Source organism: Nocardia sp. NPDC004711, from assembly GCF_053601595.1.
This window is the reverse complement of sequence record NZ_JBSGCB010000015.1, coordinates 38,361-63,912: the sequence shown is the minus strand read 5'-3', so window position 1 is coordinate 63,912 and position 25,552 is coordinate 38,361. Positions and strand designations below refer to the sequence as shown.

The window sequence follows — 25,552 nt, the reverse complement described above, 5'->3', positions numbered from 1 at the left end:
TGGATGCTGATCAGCGAGCTGTCGCAGCGCAGTGGGGTGAGCGCCCGCGCACTGCGGCACTACGACCGCAGCGGCCTGCTGGAGGCCGGGCGGCGGTCCAATGGTTACCGCGACTTCCCGGAGTCGAGTGTCGAACGGGTGCGCCGGATTCGGACGCTGCTCGAGGTGGGTCTCGAGCTGTCGGGTGTCGCGGAGCTGCTGCCGTGCTTCGCCTCGGACGGACAGCTGGGCGGGTGTGAGCGGGCGCGGCGCCGGCTGACCGATCGGATCGCGGATCTGGACCGGTCGCTGGTGGCCATCACGCGGGCGCGGGCCGTGCTGGCCGCGGAGGTCGCGCGGTGGGATCGGCCCGCTTTGCCCGATTGCCGGTGAGTGGGCGTGGGACCGGGGTTACGGTCGATCAATGAGCCGTAGTGGGAGAGGGCGCGGTCGTATCGCTCGAGTGGGGGCGGTGGCCGGGGCGATCGCGCTGGTGGTCGCGGGCTGTGGGAGCGGGGGGAACGGGTCGGCGCCGCAGGGGGCGGCGAGCTGGCCGCCGTCGGACGGGCGCGGGTCGTGCGCGGTCGACAAGCAGGAGAATGTTCCCGCGACCATGCGCGACGGCGTGGTGCTGAAAGCGGATGTGTATCGGCCCGTGTCGGCGGATCCGGTGCCGGTGATTCTGATGCGGACGCAGTACGGGAAGGCGGCCGCGCAGGTCCAGCCGTTTCGCTACCAGACCCCGGACTGGTTCGCCTCGCACTGCTATCTGGTTGTGGTGCAGGATATTCGGGGTCAGGGGCAGTCGGGCGGCACCTTCACCGAGTTCGCGAATGACACCAACGACGGCTACGACTCGGTGGAGTGGGCCGCCACCTTGCCGGGTGCGAATGGCAAGGTCGGGATGTACGGTTCGTCGTATGTCGGTGCGACGCAATGGCTCGCGGCCGTCGGCGCGCCGCCGCATCTGACGACCATCGTGCCCGCCAATACCGCCTCGGATTATTACGACGACTGGACCTATGAGGGCGGTGCGTTCCGGCTGGCGTTCGTGGAGCCGTGGGCCATGGAGACCATCGGCGCGAGCGCGGCCCTCAATCGCGGTGACACCGCCACCGCCAAGCAGCTGGGGGTCGATGGCGCGGACTACACGCGCTGGCTGGGTTTCCGCCCGTATCAGCAGTTTCCGCCACTGCACCCGGGTGATCCGGTGGTCGCGCCGTGGTTCTACGACTGGATCTCGCATTCCACCCGCGACGACTATTGGAAGCGGTGGAGCATTCGCGATCGGTACGCGAACGTGAAGGTCCCGGTGCTGGATGTGGAGGGTTGGTACGACGCCTTCCTCGCCGGCGGGGTGCAGAATTTCTCCGGCATGGTGGCCGGTGGCGGCACGCCGGAGGCTCGTGCGGGGCAGCGGCTGGTGCTGGGCCCGTGGGATCACGTCGGCTGGGGACGTCCGGGCAGCAAGGTGGAGACCCCGATGCTGGCGGCGAGCGGTGCGGCGGGCGACAGTCCGATCAACGACCTCATGCTGGCCTGGTACGACCATTTCCTGAAGGGCAAGGACAACAAGGTGTCCGGGCAGCCGGTGGTCGACTACTTCCTGATGGGTGCGAACAGGTGGAAGTCGGCCTCGGCCTGGCCGCTGCCGAATACCCGGTGGACCACCTATTACCTGTCCGGCAATGGCGGCAATGGGATTCAGGGCCGGGCCGGGCTGCTCACCACCGATGCCCCGCAGGACGCGCAGCAGCCGGATCGCTACGACTACGACCCGCTCAATCCGGTGCCCAGCGCCGGCGGGCACTCCTGCTGTGGTGCGTCGACGGGACCGCAGGGTCCGGTGGATCAGTTCGTGGTGGAGCAGCGTTCGGATGTGCTGACGTACACGACCGCGCCGATGTCCTCCGACACCGAACTCACCGGCCCGATTCGCGTGACGCTATGGGCGTCCTCGACCGCGACCGACACCGATTTCACCGCGAAGCTGGTGGCGGTGGCCCCGGACGGCTCGACGGTGAATCTCAACAACGGGATCGTGCGCGCCGCGTTCCGCGATTCGCTCGATCATCCGTCGCCGATCGTGCCGGGTCAGCCGTATCGGTTCACGATCGAGGTGTGGCCGACCAGCTATCTGGTCAAGGCCGGGTCGTCGATCCGGGTGGAGGTGTCGAGCAGCGATTTCCCGCAGTTCGCACCGAATCCGAATACCGGTGACCCGTTCGGGCAGAACACGAATACGCAGATCGCGACGCAGACCGTGTATCACGACCAGGATCACCCCTCGGCGTTGGTGTTGCCCATCATTCCGGCGGGCGACGCGGGAAGTTCACGTTTCCCGCTGGCGCACTGACATATTCGCCCCCGATCATGACCGTGGCCGGGCTTCCCGTGGATTGTCCGCCCCGTGCGGGAAGCACCGGCCGCCTACAGACTAATCACGATCGCGAAGGCCCCCGGCACGGCCGGGGCGGGTTAGTGTCGCTGGGTGGCTTTCGAGGTGCGTGTCGATACCGCGGGTGCGGTCGAGATCGTGAGAGCGGCAGCGGGGTTCGGCTGGCGCTGGGGCTCCGGCAATGTCTCCGAATTCGCCCGGCTGGTCGGATGGAGTAGTCCGCAGCCGGTGGGCACACTGCGTACCGGCCCGGTCTTCTCCCGGACCGGGCTGTCGGTGTGGTGGGACTCGGCCATGTTCTGGGGCAGCGACCGCGGCCTCGACCATGTGCGCGTGACCATCTCCGACTGCCCGGCCCCCGCGGAGTTCGGCAGCCGGGAACTCCTGGACGCGGCGCTGGCCCGCACGGCGGCCCTGTTCACCGAGCACTGGGGCGATCCGGAGAGCCCGGCCGCGGGCCCGGCCGAAGGTCCGGCCTGGCGTTTCCCGACCGTGTTCGCGGGCCTCACCATCGGTGTGGACACCGTCGATCTGCTGCTGGTGAACCCGACCGCGCAGCGGTACTGGATGGAACGCCGGCACGAGACCGCCCGCCGCCGCGCCGCCGCGGGCGCCTGGACCCGCTTCGCCGAGAACCTGGCGGGCTTCGTGGAGACGCTGCCGGTGGACGCGCGCCTGCTGATCACCGCGCCCGGCAGCCGCTTCGTGCAGTTCGACGCCGGGCCGGAGCAGCTGACCGGCGAACTGGCCCGCGCCGAATTCATCGACCCCACCTGGTATTACGGCCCGGAGACCGAGCAGCGGCTGATCGACCTGGGCTGGACGCCGCCGCGCGAGGACAACTGGACGCGCACCCTGTCCCGGCGCGCGGGCACCGTGGCCATGAGCGGGCTGGCACTGCGCACCGCCGACACGCTGCGCACGGTCGGTGTCACCGCGCCCACCGAGCTGGTGGCCGACGCCTGGGTGGAGGGCGGCGCGGATCTGGACGTGACGCCGCTGGGTGTCCCCCCGCATCCCACCTCCCGCAGCCAGCGCGCCGAATTCCTGCGCCGCCACGCCCTCTCCGACTTCGATGCCGGGCCGCTGCGGGTGGACGTGCCCGCCGGTGTCGAGATAGCGCGCGCGGCACGGGCTTTCGACTGGACCTGGACGCGCGCCGATCTGGACGGCTTCGCGGCCGCGGTGGGCTGGAAACCGCTGCACGACAGCGATACCGGCGAGCGCACGGTGTGGGCGGACACCGAATTGGGCGTGGACGAGCCGCGCGCCCGCTTCTGCTTCGACGGTGACCGGCTGGAGGCGGTCTGTGTCACCCTCAGCGACAGCATCGAATCGTTCCTCTACGACGAGGGCCTGCCCGGTGAGGTGCGTGAGCAGCGCACCGCCGCGCAGGCCCGCGCCCTGGACGGCTTCCGCACCGAGTTCGGTGCGCCGCGCCATGCGGTGCTGGGCCAGGCGCACGGGCCGGCCTGGCCCGGCGACCGGCTCACGGTGGGCCTGGTCACCGAGCCGGACACGGTGGAGCTGTACCTGGTGCGGCCGGGCGAACGCGACCGCCGCCTCATCATCGAGCAGCAGCGCGCCGCCTTCCGCGCCCACGATCGCGAATGGGCGCAGTGCTATGAGGAATTGGCCGCCCTGATCGCCGATCTCACCGAGTCCGGCCAGCTCACCGTGGACGCCGGGGAACCGCATCGCGCCCGGATCAATCTCGACCACGACCAGGGCCACGAGCTGTTGCGGCTGGAACTGGCCAGCGCGACCGCTCGCGAATTGTCCCCGCGCGTCCTGAAATTCATGCTGCGCGACGGCTGGCAGCATCCCGATCATCGATATCCGCTGTGGCACATCGATCTTCCGCTGCCCGCCCTGCCGCGTGATCTGCGCCGGCTGGCCCGGCTGGCGGTGCTGCCGCTGCGCACCCTGATGCCGCCGCAGGCCCGGTTGCGCGTGCTGTTGAACGGCGAGTATCAGGCGGTGCGCGCACCGTCGACGGGCGCGATCGGCGCGCAGGCGGCCGCGCCGGACGCCTAGAGTCGAGGCATGATCGACAGCGAGGACATGCGCGTCACCCGGGCCGCCTACGACGAGGTGGCGGAGCTGTACGCCAAGCTCTTCCACCGGCAGCTGCACACCAATATCTTCGACCGATCGATGCTGGACGCCTTCGCGGAAGCGGTGCGGGAGAACGGGAATGGCGCGGTGGCCGATATCGGCTGCGGGCCGGGCCGGGTCACCTCGTATCTGGCGGCGGCGGGGCTGGAGATGTCCGGGGTCGATCTGTCGCCGGAGATGATCCGCCTGGCCCGGGAGGAGTACCCGGACATTCCGTTCGAGGTCGGTCCGATGGAGCAACTCCGGTATGGCGATGCCGCCCTGGCCGGGCTGGTGGCCTGGTACTCGATCATTCACATTCCGCCGCACCGGGTTCCGGCGGTGCTGACCGAGTTCGCGCGGGTGGTGCGGCCCGGCGGGCACGCCGTGTTCGGTTTCCAGGCCGCCGACGAGCCCACGGGCGTGCGGGATTACGCGCACAAGGTCGCCCCCGCCTACCGGTGGGCGCCGGTCACCTTCGCGGAAGCGTTGGCCGCCCATGGTTTCCGGGCCACCGCCACGCTGTCGCGACAGGCCCGCCCGGACGAGTACACCCCGCACGCCACCGTGCTCGCGGTCAGGGTCTGAGAGTGCCGGTGGTCAGGGCCGGATCGGTTCCGGTTCCCGTGCCGCCCGCTCGTCGAATTCGGTTCGGGCGGCGGTGATTTCCTCGGCGTGCTGCAGCGCCCACTGTCCCATGGCGTGGGTGATCCGGCCCAGGTCGGCGCCCATGTCGGTGAGCGCGTACTCCACCCGGGGCGGCACGGTCGGATACACCGTGCGCCGGACCAGCCCGTCGCGTTCCAGGTCCCGCAGGGTGCGGGTGAGCACCTTCTGGGTGATGCCGTCGAGGCGGCGGCGCAGTTCGTTGAATCGGATCGGCCCGCCCTCGTTGCGCAAGGTGCCCAGCACCAGCAGCACCCACTTGTCGGCCAGCACCGCGAGGATGTCGCGGGCGGGGCAGCGCCGCAGGTAGCTGTCGACCAGATTTCCGGATGGTTCCCAGTCGGAGACGGTATCCATGAGGTACCTCGGGATCAAAAGAGTGCCTTCTTCCCCCGAGATACTATCCGGCGCAGGATCGAGATCATGAAAGCGATCAGTCAGCGCACCCTCGGTGGACCGGATGTTCTGGAGACGGTGGAGGTCGATGTTCCGCGACCCGGCACCGGCGAGGTGCTGGTGCGGGTGGCCGCCACCTCGATCAATGCCGCCGATTGGAAACTCCGCTCGGGCGCGGTCACCAAACTGGGCCCGCCGCCGTTCACGCTGGGCTTCGACCTGTCGGGTGTCGTCACCGCGGTCGGCACGGAGGTCACCGAATTCCGGCCCGGTGACGAGGTTTTCGGGAATGTGCTCAGCCCTTCTGGCGCCTACGCCGAATACGCGGTGACCCCGGCGCAGTTCCTCGCCCACCGGCCGGCCGGGCTCGACCACATCCACGCCGCCGCCCTGCCGACGGCGGTGCTCACCGCGTGGCAGGCGTTCACCGATGTCCAACCGGGACAACGGGTTCTGGTGCACGCGGCGGCGGGCGGCGTGGGGCATCTGGCGGTGCAGATCGCCAAGGCGCGCGGTGCCTACGTGATCGGCACCGCCCGTGCGGCCAATCACGACTTCCTGCGCGGCCTCGGCGTCGACGAGCTGATCGACTACACGGCAACCGATTTCACCACCGCCGTCAGCGCTGTGGACAGCGTGTTCGATCTGGTCGGCGGTGACTATGCGGCCCGCTCGCTGCGGGTGCTCACCCCGCACGGCCGGATGATCGACGCCCAGGGCGAGGAGCCGCTCGACGATCCCCGCTATCACCGCCTCTGGTTCACCCCGTCCGGCGCGGACCTGCGCGCGGTCGCGGACCTGGTGGCGGCCGGGCGGCTGCACGCCGAGATCGATCGGGTGATGTCCCTGGCCGATGCCGCCGAGGCGCACAAGCTCAGCGAATCCGGCCGGGTGCGCGGCAAGATCGTCCTGACCACCTGGCACGACTGATCCGGCTTTCCGGCCATCGGGATACTTGATGCACGGGCCGCTCCCGGCGCATACCGTCGCGGAGAGACCACGTTGATCAGGGAGTAACGGTGACGGACTGGAACGAAGAAGTCGATGTCCTGGTGGCAGGGTCGGGCGGCGGCCTGGCCGGGGCCTATACGGCGGCGCGTGAGGGGCTGACGGTGGCGGTGGTGGAGGCCACCGACAAGTTCGGCGGTACCACCTCGTTCTCGGGCGGCGGCGGGGTCTGGTTCCCGTGCAATCCGGTGCTGCAGCGGGCGGGCGTGGACGACACCATCGAGGACGCGCTCACCTACTTCCGGTCCGTGGTCGGTGACCGTACCCCGGCCGAGCTGCAGGAGACCTACGTCCGCAATGGCGCCAAGGTCATCGAATACCTGGAGCAGGACGAGGCTTTCGAATTCCAGATGTTCCCGTGGCCGGACTATTTCGGCAAGGCGCCCAAGGCGCGGCTGGACGGCAAGCGGCACATCATCCCCGCGCCGCTGCGGGCCGCGAAGCTGGGCGAGCTGAGCGACTCCGTGCGCGGGCCGCTCGGGACCGATCGCCACGGCGACCCGCAGCCCGACTACCTGATCGGCGGGCGGGCCCTCGTCGGCCGGTTCCTGCTGGGGCTGTCCAAGTACCCCAACGCCAAGCTGTACCTGAACTCCCCGCTGGTCGAGCTGGTGACCGAGGACGGCGCGGTGGTCGGGGCGATCGTCGAGCGCGACGGTGCGCGGGTGGCCATCCGGGCCCGCAAGGGCGTGCTGCTGGCCGCCGGCGGTTTCGAGGGCAACGACGAACTGCGGCAGCGCTACGGGGTGCCGGGCGTGGCCCGGGACACCATGGGGCCGTGGGGAAATCAAGGTAAGGCGCACGAGGCGGGCATCGCGGTGGGCGCCGACACCGACCTGATGGATCAGGCGTGGTGGTCGCCGGGCCTGGTGCACCCGGACGGGCGCGCCGCTTTCGCGCTGTGGTTCACCGGCGGCATCTTCGTCAACCAGGCCGGTGAGCGCTTCGTCAACGAGTCCGCGCCCTACGACCGGCTCGGCCGCGACATCATCGAGCACCTGAACGACGGCTCGGCGACGCTTCCGTTCTGGATGGTCTACGACGACACCGAGGGCATCGTGCCGCCCATCAAGGCCAGCAATGTGCCGATGGTCGACGCGGAACGCTATGTCGAGGCAGGCCTGTGGAAGACCGCCGACACCCTCGAGGGCCTGGCCGCCGAAGTCGGTGTGCCCGCCGACGCACTGGTGGCGACCGTGGCCCGCTTCAACGAATTCGCCGCCCAGGGCGTGGATCCGGACTTCGGCCGCGGCGACGAGGCCTACGACCGCGCCTTCTCCAATGGCGAGCCCCCACTGACCCCGATCGTGAAGGGCCCGTTCCACGCGGCCGCCTTCGGCATCTCCGATCTGGGCACCAAGGGCGGGCTGCGCACCGACACCGCCGCGCGCGTGCTGGACACCGCCGGCGAGCCGATCCCGGGCCTCTACGCCGCAGGCAACACGATGGCGGCGGTGAGCGGCACCGTCTACCCCGGCGGCGGCAATCCGATCGGCGCGTCGGTCCTGTTCAGCCACCTGGCGGCACTCGACATGAGCGGCCGCTAGCCGCGCCCCGCGCCCAGGTTCGCGGCGCGTCTCGTTCTGGACTGACGGAGCGGAGGAGCGAAGCGGAGGAGCGGAGGAGGGAAGAACGAGACTCCAGCGCCGCGAACCCGCCGGAGCGAAGCGGAGGCAAATCAAGCACAGTGTGATGCGATGGGCGCATGACGCGAGCGGGATACGACGTGATCGTGGTGGGCGGCGGCCACAACGGCCTGGTCGCCGCCGCCTACCTGGCCCGGGCCGGGCGTTCGGTGCTGGTGCTGGAACGCCAGGCTCACACCGGTGGCGCGGCGGTGTCCGAGCGGGTGTTCCCGGGCTTCGACGCGCGACTGTCGCGCTACTCCTACCTGGTGAGCCTGCTGCCCGAGCGCATCGTGCGGGATCTGGACCTCAGCTTCGAGACCCGCAAGCGGCGCATCTCGTCGTACACGCCGATCGGTGGCACCGGGCTACTGGTGGACAACGGTTCCGAGGCCGCCACCCGCGCCAGCTTCGCGCAGGTCACCGGATCGGAGCGGGATTACGAAGCCTGGCAGCGCTTCTACGCCATGACCGGGCGACTGGCAGAGCGCGTCTTCCCGACTCTGACCCACCCGCTGCCCACCCGCGCCGAATTGCAGCGCACGGTGGACGATTCCACCGCCTGGGAGACGATTTTCGAACGGCCCCTGGGGGAATCGGTGGAGGCCGCCTTCGCCGACGACACCGTGCGCGGCGTGGTGCTCACCGACGCGCTCATCGGCACCTTCACCCACGCCCACGATCCGGCGCTGCGGCAGAACCGCTGCTTCCTCTACCACGTGATCGGCGGCGGCACCGGCGACTGGAATGTGCCGGTCGGCGGCATGGGCGCGCTCACCGACGCGCTCGCCGGCGCGGCCCGCACGGCCGGGGCCGAGCTGAGCACCGGATGCACCGTCACCAGCATCGAACCCTACGGCGACACCGCCGACGTGCACTACCTGCACGGTGATCACGGGCACGTGGCCAGCGCGCGGCACGTGCTGGTGAACGCCGCGCCCTACGTGCTGGCGGGACTGCTGGGCGAGTCGGCCGAGAAACCCGAGGGCGCGCAACTGAAGATCAACATGCTGCTGCGGCGACTACCGAAACTCCGTGACCCGCAGGTGGATCCGCGCACCGCCTTCGCCGGCACCTTCCACATCGCGGAATCGGCCGGTCAGCTCGAGCGCGCCTACCGGGAGGCGGCGGCGGGCACGCTGCCCTCGGCCCCGCCCTCGGAGATCTACTGCCACACCCTGACCGACCCGTCGATCCTGGCGCCGGAGCTGAACGAGCGCGGCTTCCACACCCTCACCCTGTTCGGGTTGCACACGCCCGCACGGCTTTTCGCCGACGATCCGCGCGGCGCCAAGGAGCGGCTGGTGGATGCCACACTGGCGCAACTGGATTCGGTGCTGGCCGAACCGATCCGCGACTGTCTCGCCCTGGACGGCGAGGGCAACCCGTGCCTGGAGGCCCGCACCCCGGTCGAACTCGAACGCGAGATCAGCATGCCCGGCGGCCATATCTTCCACGCGGACCTGTCCTTTCCCTACCGCGCCGACGATGCCGACGACAGCCCCGCCGCCCGGTGGGGCGTCGCGACCGGGCACCGCAATGTCCTGCTGTGCGGCGCGGGCGCGGTACGCGGCGGCGGCGTCAGCGGCATCGGCGGCCACAATGCCGCCATGGCCGTCCTCGAGGCGGGCTGAGCGAATCCGCGTGCGGGGCCGAGCGACCGGAATCGGCGCTCAGTCCAGTTCGCCGTGCTCCGCGTCCCACCGGGCGCGGGCCGCGGCCACCGCGTCCATGTGCGCGCGGGACCAGTCGGCCAGGTAGAAGGCGACCCCGGCCAGGCTCTCACCCATCTCGGTGAGCCGGTACTCCACCTGCGGCGGAATGGTCGGGTACGCCGTGCGCTCCAGGAACCCGTCGCGCAGCAGCCTTTTCGTGGTGAGCGTCAGCATGCGTTGCGAGATACCCGGCACCGCGCGCTGCAGCTCGCCGAACCGGCGCACGCCCTTGCGCAGTTCGACCAGCACCTGCACGGTCCATTTGTCGCCGATCCGGTCGAGGGTGTCGCGGATGCCGCAGTGGTCATCGCCACACGGCCCGGCGGGAACAGCGGCTGCGGCCTGGTCGGTAACAGCGGTGTTCGTGACTGACACCGAAGTGCCTTCTTCCCAGGTCGCCACCGTCGTCGGAAGCTCGGTCAGGTCGTGGTCCACGACCTTCGCAACGCAAGGAGTAGCGCAATGATTCTCGTGACCGGCGTTTCCGGCGCTCTGGGCGGACTGGTACTGGCGGGCCTGCGGGCCCGGCCGGATCTGGAGGTGGTGGCGGGCACCAGCTCCACGGCCGCGCAGCACAGCGACAACACCGCCCGGCGCATCGATTTCGACGATCCCGCATCCCTGACCGCCGGCTTCGACGGCGTGGACACGCTGGTGTTCATCTCCGCCGGATACGCCGAGGACGATGTGGTGACGGCCCGCCACGGCGCGGTGGTGGCCGCCGCGGCCGCCGCCGGGGTGCGGCACGTCGTCTACACCAGCCTCTCGGCGTCGGCCGGGCACACCACCATCGCCGTCCCGCACCTGTGGACCGAGAAGCAGCTGGCCGCAGCGCCTTTCGAGGTGACGGTGCTGCGCAACGGGTTCTACAGCGAGGTGCCGGTGGGCCTGGCGGCCGGGGCGGCCGAATCCGCCGCCGCCACCGGGGTTTTCGCCGCACCGTTCGGCACCGGCCGCATCTCCGGGGTATCGCGGGAGGATCTGGCCGAGGTCGCGGTGCGGGTGGCCGCCGAGGTCGAGCGCGACCTGCGCGCCGGAGCGTCCACCGCGCACGCCGGTCGCACCTACGAGCTCGAGGGTGTGACCTCGGTCAGCGGCGCGGAGATCGCCGGACTGCTGAGCGAATCCCTCGGCCGCCCGGTCGAATACCGGGACGTGCCGCTCACCGAGCTGCGCGACAGCCTGGTCGGCGCAGGCCTCGAACCGTATCGGATCGGGCACACGGTGTCGCTGTTCTCCAACCTGAAGGCGGGCTTCCTGCACGCCACCCACAGCGATCTGCCCACCCTGCTGTCCGGCGCGCCGCGCCCGATCCGCGCCGAGATCGCGGCGGCGGTCAGCGGGCCGGGAGCAGCTGGGTGACGAGCCACAGGCGGCGGGGCAGCTCGCCCTCCTCGAAGCAATGCCGGTCGCGCAGCTCCCATCCGGCGGCGAGGGCCTCGACGAGTTCCGCGGAGAAGAAGTGCACGGCGAAGCCGCCGTGCTCGTAGATGTCGTCGCCGAGGGATTTACCGCTGCCGAAGTGAGCGTCGTCGGTATTGCGGACGGTGTAGACGAACGCGCCGCCGGGTTTGAGGACGCGGCGGATCTCGGCGACCAGGTCGCGGATCTCCTGGGTGCTGAGGTCCATGCACAGCAGCATGTGCGCGTACACCGCGTCCACGCTGCGATAGGGCAGCGGAATCGGCTGGCGCACATCGTGTTCCAGGGTGCGGACCCGGTCGCCCGCGCCTTCGGCGTCCGCCCGCTCCCGTAATTGCGCCAGCGCGACGGCACTGAAGTCGGCGGCGGTCACCCGAAAACCCTGGCGCGCCAGGTGGAGTGCGTCCCGGCCGTGGCCCGCGCCCAGTTCCAGCACGTCGCGGGCCCCGCGCTCGCGGAACAGACGCGCCGCGTACACGGCGGCCTCCGACGGCTCGTCGCCGTACATCTCCGGATGCGTGCGGTAGGTGCGCTGCCAGTGCTCGTGCTGGTCGCTCATGCCCCCAATCATGTCCGACCGGCGGCGGTCAGGAGGTGCGACGGCCGTCCGCGCCGTGCTGGCCCATGATGTCGGAGCAGCAGCGGATGAAATACCGCATGACCGGATCGGTCTCGGAGGCGTCCGGCCACACCACCGCCACCCGGGTGGGGCCGATGCCGTGCACGGGCCGGAACACCACGCCCGGGTGCTCGGTGCGGGCGGTGGACGCGGGGGTGAAGCTCACGCCGAAGCCATTGGCGATGGCGCGCAGCCATTCCTCGGTATTGCGGGCGATGGCCCCGATGATGGCGGTGTCCGCGGGCCGCGAGTCCAGGCCCATCCAATAGTCGCGCCACCAGCCGGTTTCCGCGGGCGAGGCGACATACGGCTCGTCCCACAGCTCCCGGAAGGCGATGTCGTCGCGCTGGGCCAGCGGATGGTCCTCGGGCAGCGCGATCCAGCGCGGTTCGGCGAACAGCTCCCGCAGGTGGTATTCGTCCTGGCCCGGAAAGGGCAGGCGCAGCAGGGCGACATCGACGTCGCCCTCGTCCAGCCCGGCGGTCGGGTCGGTCCAGCCGCCCTGGTGCAGATCGACCTGCCAGTCCGGGTGCAGCCGGTGGAAGACCCGGATGATCTCCGGAATATGGCCGTCGGCAGCGCTGTTCACGCAGCCCAGCCGCAGCACCCGGGAGGCGCGGCTGGCATCGCTCTTGGTGTCGCGCAGGATCCGGTCCCAGGACGCCAGCAGCGCCGGCACCTGCTCGGCGAGTACCTTGCCGGCCGCGGTGAGGGTCCAGCCCGCGCGGGAACGAATGAACAGCTCCACACCCAGCTGCTGTTCCAGCTGTTTGATCTGGGTCGCCAGCGCGGGCTGCGCGACATGTAGTCGCTGCGCCGCCCGCGGCAGGTTCTCCGCGTCCGCGACTGCCAGGAAGTAACGCAGCAGTCGCGTATCGATATCCATGCCACCAGGTTAGGAAGAGGGCAACCGGTAGGCATACCCGATGGCTTGGAAGCCGGGATTCGGGCGGGATGCTATCGGCAGTTCCGCTTCAGAGCGAGGATGCATGGGAGTGAGATGGCTCGCGTCCGGCGGATCCGGGCCCGCCGCGCGCTAGATTTTGATTGCTACGAAGTTGCTCATCTATGGAGGCGAGGGCTACGAGTCTGTCGCGGCACCATCCACCGCACCGGCGCACGACGCGCGGCCGGGGCGCGCTGTCGCGCAGCCTCTACGGGGCCACCCGCAAGGCCGCCGGATCCATGGATCGCTGGCTGCGGCGGGTCGGCCCCGGCGCGGTCGCCCCGGCGGAGCAGGCCCCGCCGCCGGAGGAACCACCCATCTCCGCCGACCTGCTGGATCTGTTGCGGCACATGGGCGTAGCCCTCATCCGCTCGGGCGAGACCACCGGCCGGGTAAAGGACATCCTCGACGAACTGGCGTGCCGCTACGACGCCACCGAGGTGCACTTCTTCGTGCTGCCCACGGGAGTGTTCGTGCGCGTACAGGATTCGCGCGGATCGGCGATGGACCTGCTCGAGGCCGACTCCGACACGCTGCGCCTGGATCAGATCGCCGCGCTCTACGAACTCATCGACCGGATCACCAGCGAACTGCCGCCGCCGGCCGAGGCCACCGCGGCGCTCGAGGACATCCTCGCCTCGCCGCAGCCGACACCGGTGTGGCGGTTGCTGACCGGCAATGTGGTGCTCACCGTGGGGCTCGGCCTGATGCTCAACCCCACCTCCACCGCCCTGCTCGGCTACATGGTGCTCGGGCTGGCGGTGCAGCTGCTGATCATGGCGGCCGACCGGTTCCGGCTGCTGTACACCAGCCTGCCGGTGCTCGCCGGGGCGGTGGTCACCCTGCTGTCGTTCGGTTTTCCCAACGCGCTCGGCGGCGGCAATCCCTCCCAGCTGCTGATCCCCTCGGTGTCGAGCCTGCTGCCGGGCGCCATGCTCACCAACGGGTCCATCGAGCTGGCCACCGGATCCATGATCGCGGGCGCCAGCCGCACCATCTACGGCTTCAACAAGCTGGTGCTGCTGGCCTTCGGGGTGCTGGTGGGGCTGCAGCTGCTGGGCACGCTGCCCACGGTGTCACCACAGGCGGGACACGGATTGGGCTGGTGGACACCGATACTCGGGGTGCTGCTGATCGGACTGGGCCACAGCTGGCGGGCCAGCGCCCCGCAGAGATCCCTGGGCTGGCTGCTGATCGTGCTGTACGCGGCGTTCTGCGGGCAGCAGCTGGGCACCCAGCTCGGCGGCGGGCTGCTCGGCTCGTTCCTCGGCGGCATGGTGGCGGTGCCGGTGGCATACCTGGTGCAGCGCTTCAAGGACGCCCCGCCGACACAGGTGGTGTTCCTGCCCGCCTTCTGGATGCTGGTGCCCGGCGGCATGAGCCTGAGCGGGATCTCCGCGCTGGTCACCGAGAACGACCCCAATGGCCTGCACATCCTGGTCACCGCGGTGCTCACCGTGCTCGCCATCGCGCTGGGCGTGCTGGTCGGCTCGGGCCTGGTGACCTCGGCCCGGGAGCCGCGGCTCCAGGGCATGGTCGAGGACTGGCTGGGACCCGGAACCGAAACTCAGCGCACCACCGGGAGTTCCGAGCCCGGATCGGCCAGCCAGAGCAGCCAGTGAGGCGCGAGCAGGGCGGCGAACTCGTCGTAGCCGGTCGCGCCCGGATGGAAGCCATCGCCGGCCGCGACATCGCGCATCCAGATCTGGTTCTCGCGCAACGGCTGATGCGCGCGCAGGTAGGGCACCGCGGCCTCGTCGCACAGGTCGGCGAAGCGGGCGTCCAGCGCCAGCAGCCGGGCATTGTGGTCGTCGTCGACATTGGGCGGCGGCGCGACCACCATTGTCTGCCAGCCCTTTTCCCGCGCCCGGCGCAGGATGTCGGCCAGATTGCGCTCCGACTCACCGGGATCGACCCGGGGACGGCCGTCCTCGAGCTGGGTGTCGTTGACACCGGTGGAGATCACCACCCGGCAGTCCGCACCCGCGGGTAGCCGGGGCGTGCACTCGGCCTCCCAGCGGGCCCGCAGCTCGGTGCTGTTCTCCCGCCGGATGCCGAGGTTGTAGCAGGTCAGCGGCTGTCCGGCCGCCGTGGCCCGGGCCGCCAGCCGGCCCGCCCAGCCCAGGCATCGCTGATCACCGACTCCCGCGACGAAGGACTCACCGACGAAACAGACACGGAGATCGAGCACCACGGCCCGATCCTCGCACGCCCGTTCGCGATCCTTCAAAGACTCGCATCAAGCAGGAATAACAGGGAAGCCGCAGGGAGGTGGAGGCGGTCGCGGCCCGTCTCGATGCTGGACCGCGGCTGGAATAGACCTCCGCCTTGCAGCGGGGGAGCGAAGCGGAGGAGGGAAGAATCGAGACCTCGGGGGCCGCGAACCCGCCCCGGAGCGGAGCAGAGGGGCGAATCAGACACTGTTACGGTTACGGCGTGTTGGGTGGTCGGTGATGCCGTCGACTGCCGCATACTCACACCGAGCCGACCTTGGGACCACAGCCGTTCCCACGATCCGAAAGCGCGAATAGGACATGCGAGTCGACGGGCGGGAGATTCCCGTCTCCGGCAGCCTGCTGCAGCCGCGGATCCGCCGGACCAGTGACATTCTGCGCGTTGTGCTGTCCGCGCTGTCGGTGGCCATCGTCATCGCCGGATCGCTGATCACCAGGCCGCAGTGGGAGGCGCTGGAACGCTCGGTCTCCGGCATCGTGGGGTTCCTGACCCCGGAACAGTCGAACCTGGTCTACATCGTCTACGGCATCGCCATTCTCGCGCTGCCCTTCGCCATTCTGGTGCGGCTGGTGCTGCGCGGGCAGTGGAAACTGCTGGCGGGCTTCGTCTCCGCGGGCCTGATCGCGCTGGGCCTGTTCTCCATCACCGGCACCGGCTTCTCCGCACCGCGCTGGCATCTGTCGGAACCGGGACAGGTCAACACCTTCCTGTCGCAGTTCCTCGACGATCCGCGCTGGATCGCCATGCTGGCGGCGACGCTCACGGTGGCCAGCCCGTGGCTGCCCGCACGGGCGCGACGCTGGTGGTGGACGCTGCTGCTGGCCTTCGTGCCGATCCACCTGTTCGTCTCGCTGGTGGTGCCCGCCCGGGCCGCGCTGGGCCTGGTGGTGGGCTGGCTGGTGGGCGCGGTCATCGTGCTGGTGGTGGGCACGCCCGCGCTCGAGGTGCCGCTCGACGCGGCGGTGCGGGTGCTGGCCCAGCGCGGGTTCCGGGTGACCGCCTTCAAGGTGCTGCGCCCGGCCGCCCGTGGGCCACTGGTGCTTTCGGCGAGCACGGTGCCGCAGCCGGAACTGGGCGCCTCACCCAACGGCGCGCCCGCCGTGGCCGGGACCGCGGCGGAGTCCGGTGAGTCCCGTTCACCGGACAATGAATTGATCATCGAGATGTACGGCGCGAACCAGCGCAGCCGCGGCATGCTGCAGCAGCTCAAGCGCTGGCTCACGATTCGCAGCGGCGAGTACCCGGCGCCGTTCGCCTCCATGCGCCGCGCGGTCGAGCATCGCGCCCTGATGGGTTTCGCCATCGCCGATCTGGGCCTGGCCAGCAACAAGCCGCTCACCGTGGCGGCGCTGGACCGCGGCTGGATGGTGTACGCGCACACCGTGCCCCAGGGCCGGCCGCTGGCCGCCGCCGACGGGGAGCCGGTGCTGACCCGGGTGTGGCAGGCGCTGCACAGCATGCACCAGGCCCAGATCTCGCACGGCGAACTGCACGCCGAGGAGATCCGGGTCCTCGACGACGGCACCGTGCTGTTCGGCGGGTTCGTGCAATCCGAATTCGGCGCGTACCAGGCACGTTTCGACTCCGACGTGGCCCAGCTGCTGCTGTCCTCCGCGCATCTGTTCGGTGTCGGCCCGGCCGTGCGCACCGCGCTCGAAGTACTGGACAAGCAGGCGGTGCTGGACGCCTCGGCCCGGCTCACCAAGACCGCGGTGCCCACCCACCTCCGCAAGGCGGTGCCGGACGCGGGCGAGCTGATGAAGGACATCCGCGCGGAGGTGGCCGCGCAGACCGGGCAGGACAGGATCGAGGCCGCGCAGATCACCCGCTTCTCGCGCAACCAGATCATCCAGCTGGTGCTGCTCATCGGCCTGGTGTACGTGGCCTACCCGTACATCAGCGCGGTGCCCACCTTCGCCTCGGAGCTGCGCAATCTGAACTGGGGCTGGGCGCTGCTGGGGCTGACCGTGTCCGCCCTCACCTATGTGGGTGCGGCAATGGCGTTGTGGGCGTGCGCCTCCGAGGCTGTCAGGTTCGGCAACCTGCTGCTCATGCAGATCGCCAACACCTTCGCCGCGACCACCACCCCGGCCGGCGTGGGCGGGCTGGCGCTGAGCGTGCGGTTCCTGCAGAAGGGCGGCCTGGGTGCGGTGCGGGCCACCGCGGTGGTGGCCCTGCAGCAGACGGTGCAGGTGGTGACCCACGTGGTGCTGCTGCTGATCTTCGGCGCGCTGGCCGGAACCTCCACCAACCTGTCGCATTTCGTGCCCAGTGCCACCGTGCTGTACCTGGTGGCGGGCGCCCTGCTGGGCCTGCTGGGCGTGACCATGTTCGTCCCCAAGGTCCGCAAGTGGTTGCTCAACGAGGTGCGCCCGCAGCTGGCGGAGGTGGTGGGCCAGCTGAAGGATCTGGCCCGGCGGCCCGGCCGGCTGGCCATGATCGTGGGCGGCTGTGCCACCACGACCCTGGGCATGGCGCTGGCGCTGTGGGCCAGCATCGAAGCCTTCGGCGGCAGTACGACTTTCGTGACCGTCACCATCGTCACCATGATCGGCGGCACCCTGGCCTCGGCCGCCCCGACCCCCGGCGGGGTGGGCGCGGTGGAGGCCGCCCTCATCGGTGGTCTGGCCGCCTTCGGTGTCTCGGCGGGGATCGCGGTCCCCGCCGTCCTGCTCTACCGGGTGCTGACCTGCTGGCTGCCGGTGTTCTGCGGCTGGCCGATCATGCGCTGGCTCACCGCCAAGGACATGATCTAGGCCGAATACGCCTTGCGCAGTTCGACCTTCACGACCTTGCCGCTGGCATTGCGGGGCAGCTCGGGCACGACCACCAGGTGCTTGGGGTGCTTGTAGCGGGCCAGGGACTCGTTCAGGAACGGTTCCAGCTCTTCGAGGGTCAGGTCGTCGACGCCGTCGATGAGCGCGACCACCGCGACCGGCACCTCGCCCCACTTCTCGTGCGCGCGGCCCACGACGGCGGCCTCGTGGATCTTGGGGTGCGCGAAGAGCACGTTCTCGATCTCGGCGCAGTAGATGTTCTCGCCGCCGGAGATGATCATGTCCTTCTTGCGGTCCACCACGTAGATGAAGCCCTCCTCGTCCTGGCGGACCAGGTCCCCGGAGTGGAACCAGCCGCCGTGGAAGGCCTCCGCGGTGGCCTCGGGCTTGTTCCAGTAGCCCTGCATGAGAGTCGGTCCGCGATAGACGATCTCGCCGACCGTACCGGGTGCGACATCGTTCATCTCGTCGTCGACCACGCGGGCCTGGATGGTGGGGATGGGCAGGCCGACCGAGCCGATCTTGCGCAGCGCGTCCTTGCCCTCGAGCACACAGGTGATGGGTGACATCTCGGTCTGGCCGAACACCGCCACGTTGAAGGCGTTCGGGAAGCAGTCGGCCATGGCGCGCAGCACCGTGTCCGACGCGGGGGCCGCACCCCAGCACAGCGCCTGCAGCGCGAGCTTGCGCTGCTTGACGGTCGGCTCCTCGCAGATGAGCTGCCACTGCACCGGCACGCAGAAGGCGGCGGTGGCCCGCTCGGCCTCGACCGCGTCGAGGAATTCGGTGGCATCGAACGCACCCAGCGGATGCAGCACCGTTTTGCCGCCGAGCATGAAATACGGGGTGAGCGAGCCCAACCCGGCGATGTGGAACAACGGTGAGCTGCAGAGGCCGATGGAGTCCGGGGTGATCTCCATGGCCCGGATACAGGTCAGCGCCTGCGCGCTCATGTTCGCGTGGGTGAGCACCGCACCCTTCGGGCTGCCGGTGGTGCCCGAGGTGTACATGATCAGGCAGGGGGTCTCTTCCGGAATGTCCAGTGGCGCATGCGGTTCACCCGGCTCGGCCAGGAAGTCGTCGTAGCCGATGACACCCGCGCCGGTCTGCCCGTTGATGACCACGACCGTGGACAGGTCCGGGGCCTGCCCGGCGACGCCCACGGCCAGCGGCTGCAGCACCGAGTCGGTGACGATGGCCTTGGCCCCGGAGTCGGCCACGATATAGGCGACCTCGGGCGGGGTGAGCCGGAAGTTCACCGGCACCGCAATGGCCCCGAGCGCATTGATGCCCATGACGGCCTCGATGTACTCGGTGTAGTTCAGCGCCAGGATGAGCACACGATCGCCGAACCCGACCCCTCGACGGGACAGCGCGTCGGCGAACCGCTCCGACCGCTCGTGCAACTGCTTCCAGGTGGTGTCCACGCCTTTGTACTTGAAGGCGACCTGACCGGGCCGCATGGCCGCGTGGGTCGCGACCTGGTTCACCCAGTGGTTGCGACGCGACCGAATCGGCTCGTCTAGCGGCTGGAAGGTCATGCGGTGTCCTTTCACGCTGATCGCCTGTGAGAATAGCGCTTAACTTTCTGACGTGACAAGGGTTACAGAGAAGGTTTCACCAATGAGTTCTCACAGCTTCATTCAGCAGTTCAGAGCACATATTCGAGCCTGGTAGGCACCCGCATCCAGAAGCGGCCAGTCCCGGGTGCACTGGTCAAAGCCCTGGTCAGGTGCAAACCCTGACTCACATCAGGGTTGTCGCTCCATATGCAACTATGCGAGTATCGGGGCAGTTTGCGAGAGGCAGGGAGAGGACAGCGCCCATGGCACTGAAGACCAGATTCACCGAGACCTTCGGGGTCGAGCACCCCATCGTCCAGGGCGGCATGATGTGGGTCGGCCGCGCCGAACTGGCCGCCGCCGTCTCCGAGGCGGGTGGTCTCGGCATCATCACCGCGCTCACCCAGCCCACCCCCGACGATCTGCGCCGCGAGATCGACCGCGCGCGTGAGCTCACCGACAAGCCCTTCGGCGTGAACGTCACCATCCTGCCGTCGATCAACCCGCCGCCGTACCAGGAGTACGTGCAGGCGATCATCGAGTCCGGCGTGAAAATCGTGGAGACCGCCGGATCCAATCCGGAGCCCTTCCTGCCGTACTACAAGGAAGCCGGCATCAAGGTGCTGCACAAGTGCACCAGCGTGCGGCACGCGCTCAAGGCGCAGAAGATCGGCGTGGACGGCGTGTCCATCGACGGCTTCGAATGCGCCGGGCACCCGGGCGAGGACGATGTGCCGGGCCTGATCCTGATTCCGGCCGCCACCCGGGCCCTCGACATCCCGGTCATCGCCTCCGGCGGTATCGCCGACGCCCGCGGCCTGGTCGCGGCGCTGGCGCTGGGCGCGGACGGCGTGAACATGGGCACCCGCTTCATGTGCACCCAGGAGTCGGCGATCCACCAGACGGTCAAGGAGCAGATCGTCGCCAACTCCGAGCGGGCCACCCAGCTCATCTTCCGCACCATGCACAACACCGCCCGCGTGGCGGACAACGAGATCAGCCGCAAGGTCGTCGAGATCGAAAAGGCCGGCGGCAAGTTCGAGGATGTCAAGGATCTGGTGGCGGGCGCGCGCGGCCGCCGGGTGTTCGAGGACGGCGACCTGGACGCCGGCATCTGGTCGGCCGGTCAGGTGCAGGGCCTCATCGACGACATCCCGACCTGCGGTGAGCTGGTCTCCCGGATGGTCACCGAGGCGGAGGCGCTGATCCAGCAGCGGCTCGCGGGCATGATCGGATAATTCCGGCGAAAGTCCGTACTTCCCAGACAATTACGACAGAGCCCTTGGCATTTCCTGCCAAGGGCTCTGGCCATTCCGGCTATCGGCGCCTGCTGGATCCGTCATGCTTTGAGGACACGACGGATGCGGCGGAGGTGCCTGAAATGGCCATCACTCGAATCTATCTCGACGACGACGCGCTGCGCCGGACCATGGCCATCTCTGGTGTGAACACCGAACAGGACGCGGTGAACCTAGCACTGCGGTTCTTCAGTTCCCATGCCACCGCCGAGGATTTCGACCATCCCTTCCAGGGGCGGACGGCCACGGCCTCGTAATCATGCGCAACGATGACCCCGAGGCCTTCGGGGCGATCGGATAGGCGCTGACCTGCACAGCGCCGGCTGACGAATTCGCCTGCGCGAAAGCTCTTCTGGCCGCGGCGAATTCTTGGCAGAATCGCCGGTGGTACCTCGACGGCCGACAGCGCGCGGACACGGGAGGGCATTCCTGTGCGGCAGAGTACGAGAGCATCGACCGATCCCACCCCGTTCCCCCGGGTGTCGATCGTTGGCGTCGGCTGCCGGTCGACGGGTCTGGAGTTCGATCACGAGTGGTTCGGCATGGATCGCCTCGTGGCCGCCGGGCTCACCCCGCGCCAGCGCACCAACCTCGAGGTCGCCGTGGAAGCACTGGACGACTCCGGATTGGGCTGTCTGGCACCGACGTCCAATGCGGCGGTGGTCTTCGGCGCGGTCGGCGGCACCAATAGCGCCCACCACCTGTCGCGTGCCCTGGACCTGCGCGGTCCCAGCCTCACCGTGGACAGCCGGCGCGCCTCACCACTGGTCGCCGTGGATATGGGCGTACGTCTGCTGGCCGACGAAGCCGTGCCCTTCGTCATCGCGGGCGGTGTGGATCTCGCTCTGCTACCGGACATTTCGGACCTTCGGATACCGGTGCCCAGGAATCGCGGCACCGGCGCCGGCGGCGGCAATGGCATCTGCACCGTCCTGGTGCTGCAGCGCACGACCGACGCGCTCCGGACCCGAACCCGCCGCTACGCCGATATCGGCGGGCCCGCCATCGGATTCCCCGAGGCGGACAGCCCCGACGCACACATCGCCCTGGACGACCCCGCGCGACCGGGTGGGACCCCCGCCCTCGACCGCGGCGACGAACCCCCGGTTCTCCTGCCCCTCACCGGACGCGACCCGGCCGCCATCCACGCCCTCGCGCTGCGCTGGGCCGTCGCGATCGGGTCCTATCGCTCACTGCGCGAATTCGCCTCCGCCACTGCCCGGCTGATACCCGAACCCACCCGCGCCGGGGTTCTCGCCCGCGACAGCGCCGAGGCCGCGGCCCACCTGCGCACGCTGGCCCGCCGCATCGACACCACGCCCGCGATCGCCCGCACCACGGGGACGGTCGCGCCCGCACCCCTCCCACGCGCGGCGACCGGCATCTTCGACCCGGTCCGCACCGATCCCGACGGCGGCACGCTCTTCCTCTTCCCCGGAACCGGCGGCCACCCGCGCATGGGACGGGCGCTCGCGGCCCGGTACCCGGTCTTCGCGGCGGCATTGACCGCGGCAGTGGACGCCGTGGCAGCGGCCGGCGGCCCACGAGTCTGGACGCCACGCAATGGATTCCACCGAACGACCCCTGCGGGTCGAGGCGGCGAGCACGGTCCCGATCGCGCGCGCGAATTCGGCTGCGAGGGCGACACTTCGGGCGAATCCGGCGCACGCGGCATCGTATTCGAGCATTCGGCATTGTTCGCCTTTCAGGTCGCACTGGCCGAATTGCTCGAGTCGGTGGGGTTGCACGCGGATGCGGTGGCCGGGCACGGCGCCGGCGAGGTGGCCGCCGCGGTCGCGAGCGGCGCGCTGTCGCTGGACGACGGGGCACGGGTGGCGGTGGCGCGGGCGCGGCTGCTCGAGCGGGCCGGTGGGGGTGGAGCCGCGGTCGTGCTCGAGGCGACCCTCACGGAGGTGACCCGGCTGGTCGAGCCCATGCGCGCCGATGTCGCCGTCGCCGCGGTGGACGGTCCGACCGCCATCACCGTGGCGGGCGAGCCCCGCTATGTCGACGCCCTGGTGCGGCGGGCCCATCGCCGCACCATCTTCGCCCAGCGCCTCCCGGCCGACGCAATACCCGCCGCCGCGCACCTGCCGGCGATCCGCGACCGCGCCGCCGAATTGCACGGTGAACTCATCGATCTCGAGGCGAATCCGCCGCAGCTGCCGTTCTACTCGACCACCCGGCCCGGCCCGGTGCCCCGGATGCCGGACACCCGGGCCACCGGGGACGAGACCGCGCGCACCACGGCACCGCCCGCCACCGCGGACGATCTGCGCACGGACGCCGCCTACTGGGCTGCCAATGCGTGGCATCCGATCCACTTGGCCGCGGCGCTGGAATCCGCTGCCGCCGACGGGATTTCGAGGATTCTCGAGATCGGGCCGCAGCCGGTGCTGACCCCGGGGTTGCGGGAGCGCGCCCCGTTCCGGGAGGGCGCGCAGGCCGTGCTGTCCCGCGACGACGAGGCGGAGAGTTTCCTGCACACCATCGCGCGGCGCTATCTGGACGGGTGCGCCGTGGACTGGACGGCCCTCGGCTCACTGACGGCCGCACCACCGCAACGGCAATGGCGCAGAACGGATTCCGGTGCGCGGCGCCGGTGGCGCGACGGCGGCTTCGGCGCGGCGTACCCGGCCGGGCAGCCGCCGGCACCGGCCTTTCCGGCCGTCGACATCCGGCCGGACGGGACGTATCTGGTCGCGGGCGGGCTGGGCCCGCAGGGCGAGGTCGCGGTGCGCTGGCTGCTGGAGGCGGGGGCGCGGGACGTGGTGGTGCTGACCCGCACGCCGCGCCCGCTGCCGGCGGGGTTGACGGGGATGGAGGAGCGGATCGTGGTGATGCGGTGCGACTGCGCCGATCGCACCGATCTGGCGACGGCGCTGCAGGACATTCGCGAGTGCGGGCCGGCCGTCCGGGGCGTGGTGCACGCGTCGGGGGAGACGCGGCTGGTGGCGGCGGCGAATCTGCTGGAGTTGACGGCGGCGGATCCCACCGATTTCACCGTGCTGCTGACCTGCGTACCCAGTGCGGCCGAGCCGGGTGCGGTGCGGGAACTGGCGGCGGCGCAGGTGGATCGGCGGGTCATCTGCGTGGAGTGGGTGGTCGGCCCCGCAGCCTGACAGCCGGGCAAAACGGTCAATTGGGACCGAATCCGCGTGTCCATAGGCGACCGGTCGGTCGCACGGGAATGATGGCTCCATGGCGGACCCCGAGATCACGGTCAAGTGGAAGAAGGAGCCGGACGAGCACGACTACCCGGCCGCGGCGGACTACCTCGACATGCTGGCGGAGCCGGACATCGTCGACAAGGTCATCCAGAAGCTGCGCGACGCCCCCGTGGTGCACAAGAAGGCGAAGGACCTGCTGCGCGCCTCCCAGCTGGAGATCCTGCCGACCTACAACCCCTTCGTCCGCCGCGACCTCGCCAAGATCACGGCCGGCCTGGCGCTCTCGCCGATCCTGGTGGTGCGCGGGGACTTCCGCAAGGCCGTGCCCATGCAGATCGTGGACGGCTACCACCGGGTCTGCGCCATCTACTACACCGACGAGAACATCGCGATCCCGGTGAAGATCGCCTCCCTGCCCTGACCGCGTGAATGCCGAGACGACGACGCCGTGACCTTCCAGACCCTCACCCTCATCACCCTGCTCGGCCTGGCCGGGCCCTGGCTGGCCTGGCGGCAGTCCTGGCACCTGCCGGTCATCCTGGGTGAACTGCTGGCCGGAATCGTCTTCGGCACCACCGGCTTCGGCCTGCTGCACCCGGAGGACCCGACCTTCGCCTTCATCGCCGATGTCGGCTTCGCGGTGGTCATGTTCGTGGCCGGCACCCACGTGCCGGTGCGGGACGCGGCCATTCGCTCGGCGCTGGGGCGGGGCGCGCTGCGCGCGGTGCTGGTGGGCGTGCTCTCGGTGATCGCCGGGCAGGGCATCGCGGCCTGGTTCGACACCGGGCACGGACTGCTCTACGCCGTTCTGCTCGCCTCCTCCTCGGCGGCCATCGTGCTGCCCATCATCGATTCCCAGGGGCTGAGCGGAAAACCCGTGCTGGAGATGACCGCTCAGGTCGCCATCGCCGACGCGGCCGCGGTGGTGGCGCTGCCGCTGGTGATCGATCCGCACAATGCGAGCCGGGCAGCGCTCGGGGCGCTACTGGTGGCCGGGGCGGCGGTGGTCGCGTACTTCTTCCTGCGCTGGCTCGAGGACTCCGGCATCCGGCATCGGCTGCACAAGATCTCCGAGGATCGGCAGTTCGCGCTGGAACTGCGGGTCAGCCTCGCCCTGCTGTTCGCCCTCGGCGCGCTCGCCACCCGCAGTCACGTCTCGATCATGCTGGCGGGCTTCGCACTCGGCCTGGTGGTGGCGGCCATCGGGGAACCGCGCCGAGTCGCCAAGCAGCTCTTCGCCATCAGCGACGGCTTCCTCGCACCGTTGTTCTTCGTCTGGCTCGGCGCACGGCTGAACCTGCGCGAATTCGGCGACCACCCGCACCTGATCCTGCTGGGCCTGGCACTGGGCGCGGGCGCGGTACTGGCCCACGTGCTCATGCGGTTCCTGGGTCAGCCGATTCCGCTCGGGGCCATCGCTTCCGCGCAGATCGGCGTGCCGGTCGCGGCGGTCACGGTCGGCACCCAGCTGCACGTGCTGAAGCCGGGCGAACCGGCCGCGCTCATGCTCGGCGCGCTGGTCACCATCGCCGCCGCCGCGTGGGGAGCGCGGGCGGCGTCCACGGGCACGCCGGGCGATGCCGCAATATCCCAGCGAGACAACTGATTTCGTGAGTCGGGGGTAACTCGCCGGGCACGT

At 70.0% G+C, this 25,552-nt stretch carries 21 protein-coding genes; 15 read left to right on the top strand and 6 right to left on the bottom strand.

The genetic code is table 11. From position 1 onward, the window contains the following. The first annotated feature begins 3 nt into the window (after positions 1 to 3). The 4 genes from ACWEKS_RS17095 to ACWEKS_RS17080 all read left to right on the top strand — a co-directional run bounded on the left by ACWEKS_RS17095 (position 4) and on the right by ACWEKS_RS17080 (position 5,062). Positions 4 to 372 carry a MerR family transcriptional regulator gene (locus ACWEKS_RS17095; protein ID WP_452340979.1) on the top strand — a complete coding sequence of 123 codons (369 nt, stop codon included), beginning with the start codon at positions 4 to 6 and terminating at the stop codon, positions 370 to 372. Between the two features lie 31 nt (positions 373 to 403). Continuing rightward, positions 404 to 2,335 (top strand): CocE/NonD family hydrolase, encoded by a 1,932-nt coding sequence (locus ACWEKS_RS17090; protein WP_452340978.1) that lies wholly within the window; start codon positions 404 to 406, stop codon positions 2,333 to 2,335. A 135-nt stretch (positions 2,336 to 2,470) separates the two neighbouring features. Beyond that, positions 2,471 to 4,414 carry a DUF6301 family protein gene (locus ACWEKS_RS17085; RefSeq protein ID WP_452340977.1) on the top strand — a complete coding sequence of 648 codons (1,944 nt, stop codon included), beginning with the start codon at positions 2,471 to 2,473 and terminating at the stop codon, positions 4,412 to 4,414. Positions 4,415 to 4,423: 9 nt separating this feature from the next. Continuing rightward, positions 4,424 to 5,062 (top strand): class I SAM-dependent DNA methyltransferase, encoded by a 639-nt coding sequence (locus tag ACWEKS_RS17080; RefSeq protein WP_452340976.1) that lies wholly within the window; start codon positions 4,424 to 4,426, stop codon positions 5,060 to 5,062. Between the two features lie 12 nt (positions 5,063 to 5,074). Here ACWEKS_RS17080 and ACWEKS_RS17075 read toward each other — a convergent pair whose 3' ends face one another. Next, entirely contained in the window at positions 5,075 to 5,497 is a 423-nt protein-coding gene (locus tag ACWEKS_RS17075; protein WP_452340975.1) for a winged helix-turn-helix transcriptional regulator, read from the bottom strand. A gap of 66 nt (positions 5,498 to 5,563) precedes the next feature. On the opposite strand from ACWEKS_RS17075, the gene ACWEKS_RS17070 reads away from it, so the two are divergent. From ACWEKS_RS17070 to ACWEKS_RS17060, 3 genes are all read left to right on the top strand, one after another. Further along, a complete protein-coding gene (locus ACWEKS_RS17070; RefSeq protein ID WP_452340974.1) occupies positions 5,564 to 6,466 on the top strand; it encodes an NADP-dependent oxidoreductase in 903 nt (300 codons plus the stop codon). A gap of 89 nt (positions 6,467 to 6,555) precedes the next feature. Continuing rightward, positions 6,556 to 8,091: an FAD-binding protein gene (locus ACWEKS_RS17065; protein ID WP_452340973.1), complete on the top strand. Its 1,536-nt coding sequence runs from the start codon at positions 6,556 to 6,558 to the stop codon at positions 8,089 to 8,091. Positions 8,092 to 8,249: 158 nt separating this feature from the next. Further along, entirely contained in the window at positions 8,250 to 9,803 is a 1,554-nt protein-coding gene (locus tag ACWEKS_RS17060; protein WP_452340972.1) for a phytoene desaturase family protein, read from the top strand. Positions 9,804 to 9,842: 39 nt separating this feature from the next. On the opposite strand, the gene ACWEKS_RS17055 is transcribed toward ACWEKS_RS17060, so the two are convergent. Then, the gene (locus tag ACWEKS_RS17055; RefSeq protein WP_379400700.1) at positions 9,843 to 10,259 is read right to left on the bottom strand and encodes a winged helix-turn-helix transcriptional regulator; all 417 of its coding nucleotides are present in this window, start codon (positions 10,257 to 10,259) and stop codon (positions 9,843 to 9,845) included. Positions 10,260 to 10,346: 87 nt separating this feature from the next. Here ACWEKS_RS17055 and ACWEKS_RS17050 point away from each other — a divergent pair, with 87 nt between their 5' ends. Next, positions 10,347 to 11,246, top strand: coding sequence for an NmrA family NAD(P)-binding protein (locus tag ACWEKS_RS17050; protein ID WP_452340971.1), 900 nt, complete (start codon positions 10,347 to 10,349; stop codon positions 11,244 to 11,246). Here the strand turns inward: ACWEKS_RS17050 and ACWEKS_RS17045 are convergent. Both ACWEKS_RS17045 and ACWEKS_RS17040 read right to left on the bottom strand, forming a co-directional pair. Next, positions 11,221 to 11,865, bottom strand: a complete 645-nt coding sequence (locus tag ACWEKS_RS17045; RefSeq protein WP_452340970.1) for a class I SAM-dependent methyltransferase — start codon at positions 11,863 to 11,865, stop codon at positions 11,221 to 11,223. The two genes, ACWEKS_RS17050 and ACWEKS_RS17045, sit on opposite strands and share 26 nt — an antisense overlap. 28 nt (positions 11,866 to 11,893) lie before the next feature. Beyond that, positions 11,894 to 12,811 carry a LysR family transcriptional regulator gene (locus ACWEKS_RS17040; protein WP_452340969.1) on the bottom strand — a complete coding sequence of 306 codons (918 nt, stop codon included), beginning with the start codon at positions 12,809 to 12,811 and terminating at the stop codon, positions 11,894 to 11,896. Positions 12,812 to 12,993: 182 nt separating this feature from the next. Here ACWEKS_RS17040 and ACWEKS_RS17035 point away from each other — a divergent pair, with 182 nt between their 5' ends. Beyond that, entirely contained in the window at positions 12,994 to 14,493 is a 1,500-nt protein-coding gene (locus ACWEKS_RS17035; protein WP_452340968.1) for a threonine/serine ThrE exporter family protein, read from the top strand. Here ACWEKS_RS17035 and ACWEKS_RS17030 read toward each other — a convergent pair. Continuing rightward, entirely contained in the window at positions 14,439 to 15,065 is a 627-nt protein-coding gene (locus tag ACWEKS_RS17030; protein WP_452340967.1) for a GDSL-type esterase/lipase family protein, read from the bottom strand. The two genes, ACWEKS_RS17035 and ACWEKS_RS17030, sit on opposite strands and share 55 nt — an antisense overlap. A gap of 340 nt (positions 15,066 to 15,405) precedes the next feature. On the opposite strand from ACWEKS_RS17030, the gene ACWEKS_RS17025 reads away from it, so the two are divergent. Then, complete coding sequence (locus ACWEKS_RS17025) at positions 15,406 to 17,862, top strand: flippase-like domain-containing protein (protein WP_452340966.1); 2,457 nt, start codon at positions 15,406 to 15,408, stop codon at positions 17,860 to 17,862. On the opposite strand, the gene fadD5 is transcribed toward ACWEKS_RS17025, so the two are convergent. Continuing rightward, a complete protein-coding gene (gene fadD5, locus ACWEKS_RS17020) occupies positions 17,859 to 19,424 on the bottom strand; it encodes a fatty-acid--CoA ligase FadD5 (RefSeq protein WP_452340965.1) in 1,566 nt (521 codons plus the stop codon). The two genes, ACWEKS_RS17025 and fadD5, sit on opposite strands and share 4 nt — an antisense overlap. Before the next feature lie 284 nt (positions 19,425 to 19,708). Between fadD5 and ACWEKS_RS17015 the strand changes: the two genes are divergently transcribed. From ACWEKS_RS17015 to ACWEKS_RS16995, 5 genes are all read left to right on the top strand, one after another. Then, positions 19,709 to 20,683 carry an NAD(P)H-dependent flavin oxidoreductase gene (locus ACWEKS_RS17015; RefSeq protein WP_354840956.1) on the top strand — a complete coding sequence of 325 codons (975 nt, stop codon included), beginning with the start codon at positions 19,709 to 19,711 and terminating at the stop codon, positions 20,681 to 20,683. Positions 20,684 to 20,826: 143 nt separating this feature from the next. Beyond that, complete coding sequence (locus ACWEKS_RS17010; protein WP_354840953.1) at positions 20,827 to 21,000, top strand: type II toxin-antitoxin system VapB family antitoxin; 174 nt, start codon at positions 20,827 to 20,829, stop codon at positions 20,998 to 21,000. A 222-nt stretch (positions 21,001 to 21,222) separates the two neighbouring features. Next, entirely contained in the window at positions 21,223 to 23,865 is a 2,643-nt protein-coding gene (locus tag ACWEKS_RS17005) for an acyltransferase domain-containing protein (RefSeq protein ID WP_452340964.1), read from the top strand. Between the two features lie 79 nt (positions 23,866 to 23,944). Next, complete coding sequence (locus tag ACWEKS_RS17000; RefSeq protein ID WP_452340963.1) at positions 23,945 to 24,334, top strand: hypothetical protein; 390 nt, start codon at positions 23,945 to 23,947, stop codon at positions 24,332 to 24,334. A gap of 27 nt (positions 24,335 to 24,361) precedes the next feature. Then, a complete protein-coding gene (locus ACWEKS_RS16995) occupies positions 24,362 to 25,519 on the top strand; it encodes a cation:proton antiporter (RefSeq protein ID WP_452340962.1) in 1,158 nt (385 codons plus the stop codon). The last annotated feature ends 33 nt before the right edge of the window (positions 25,520 to 25,552 follow it).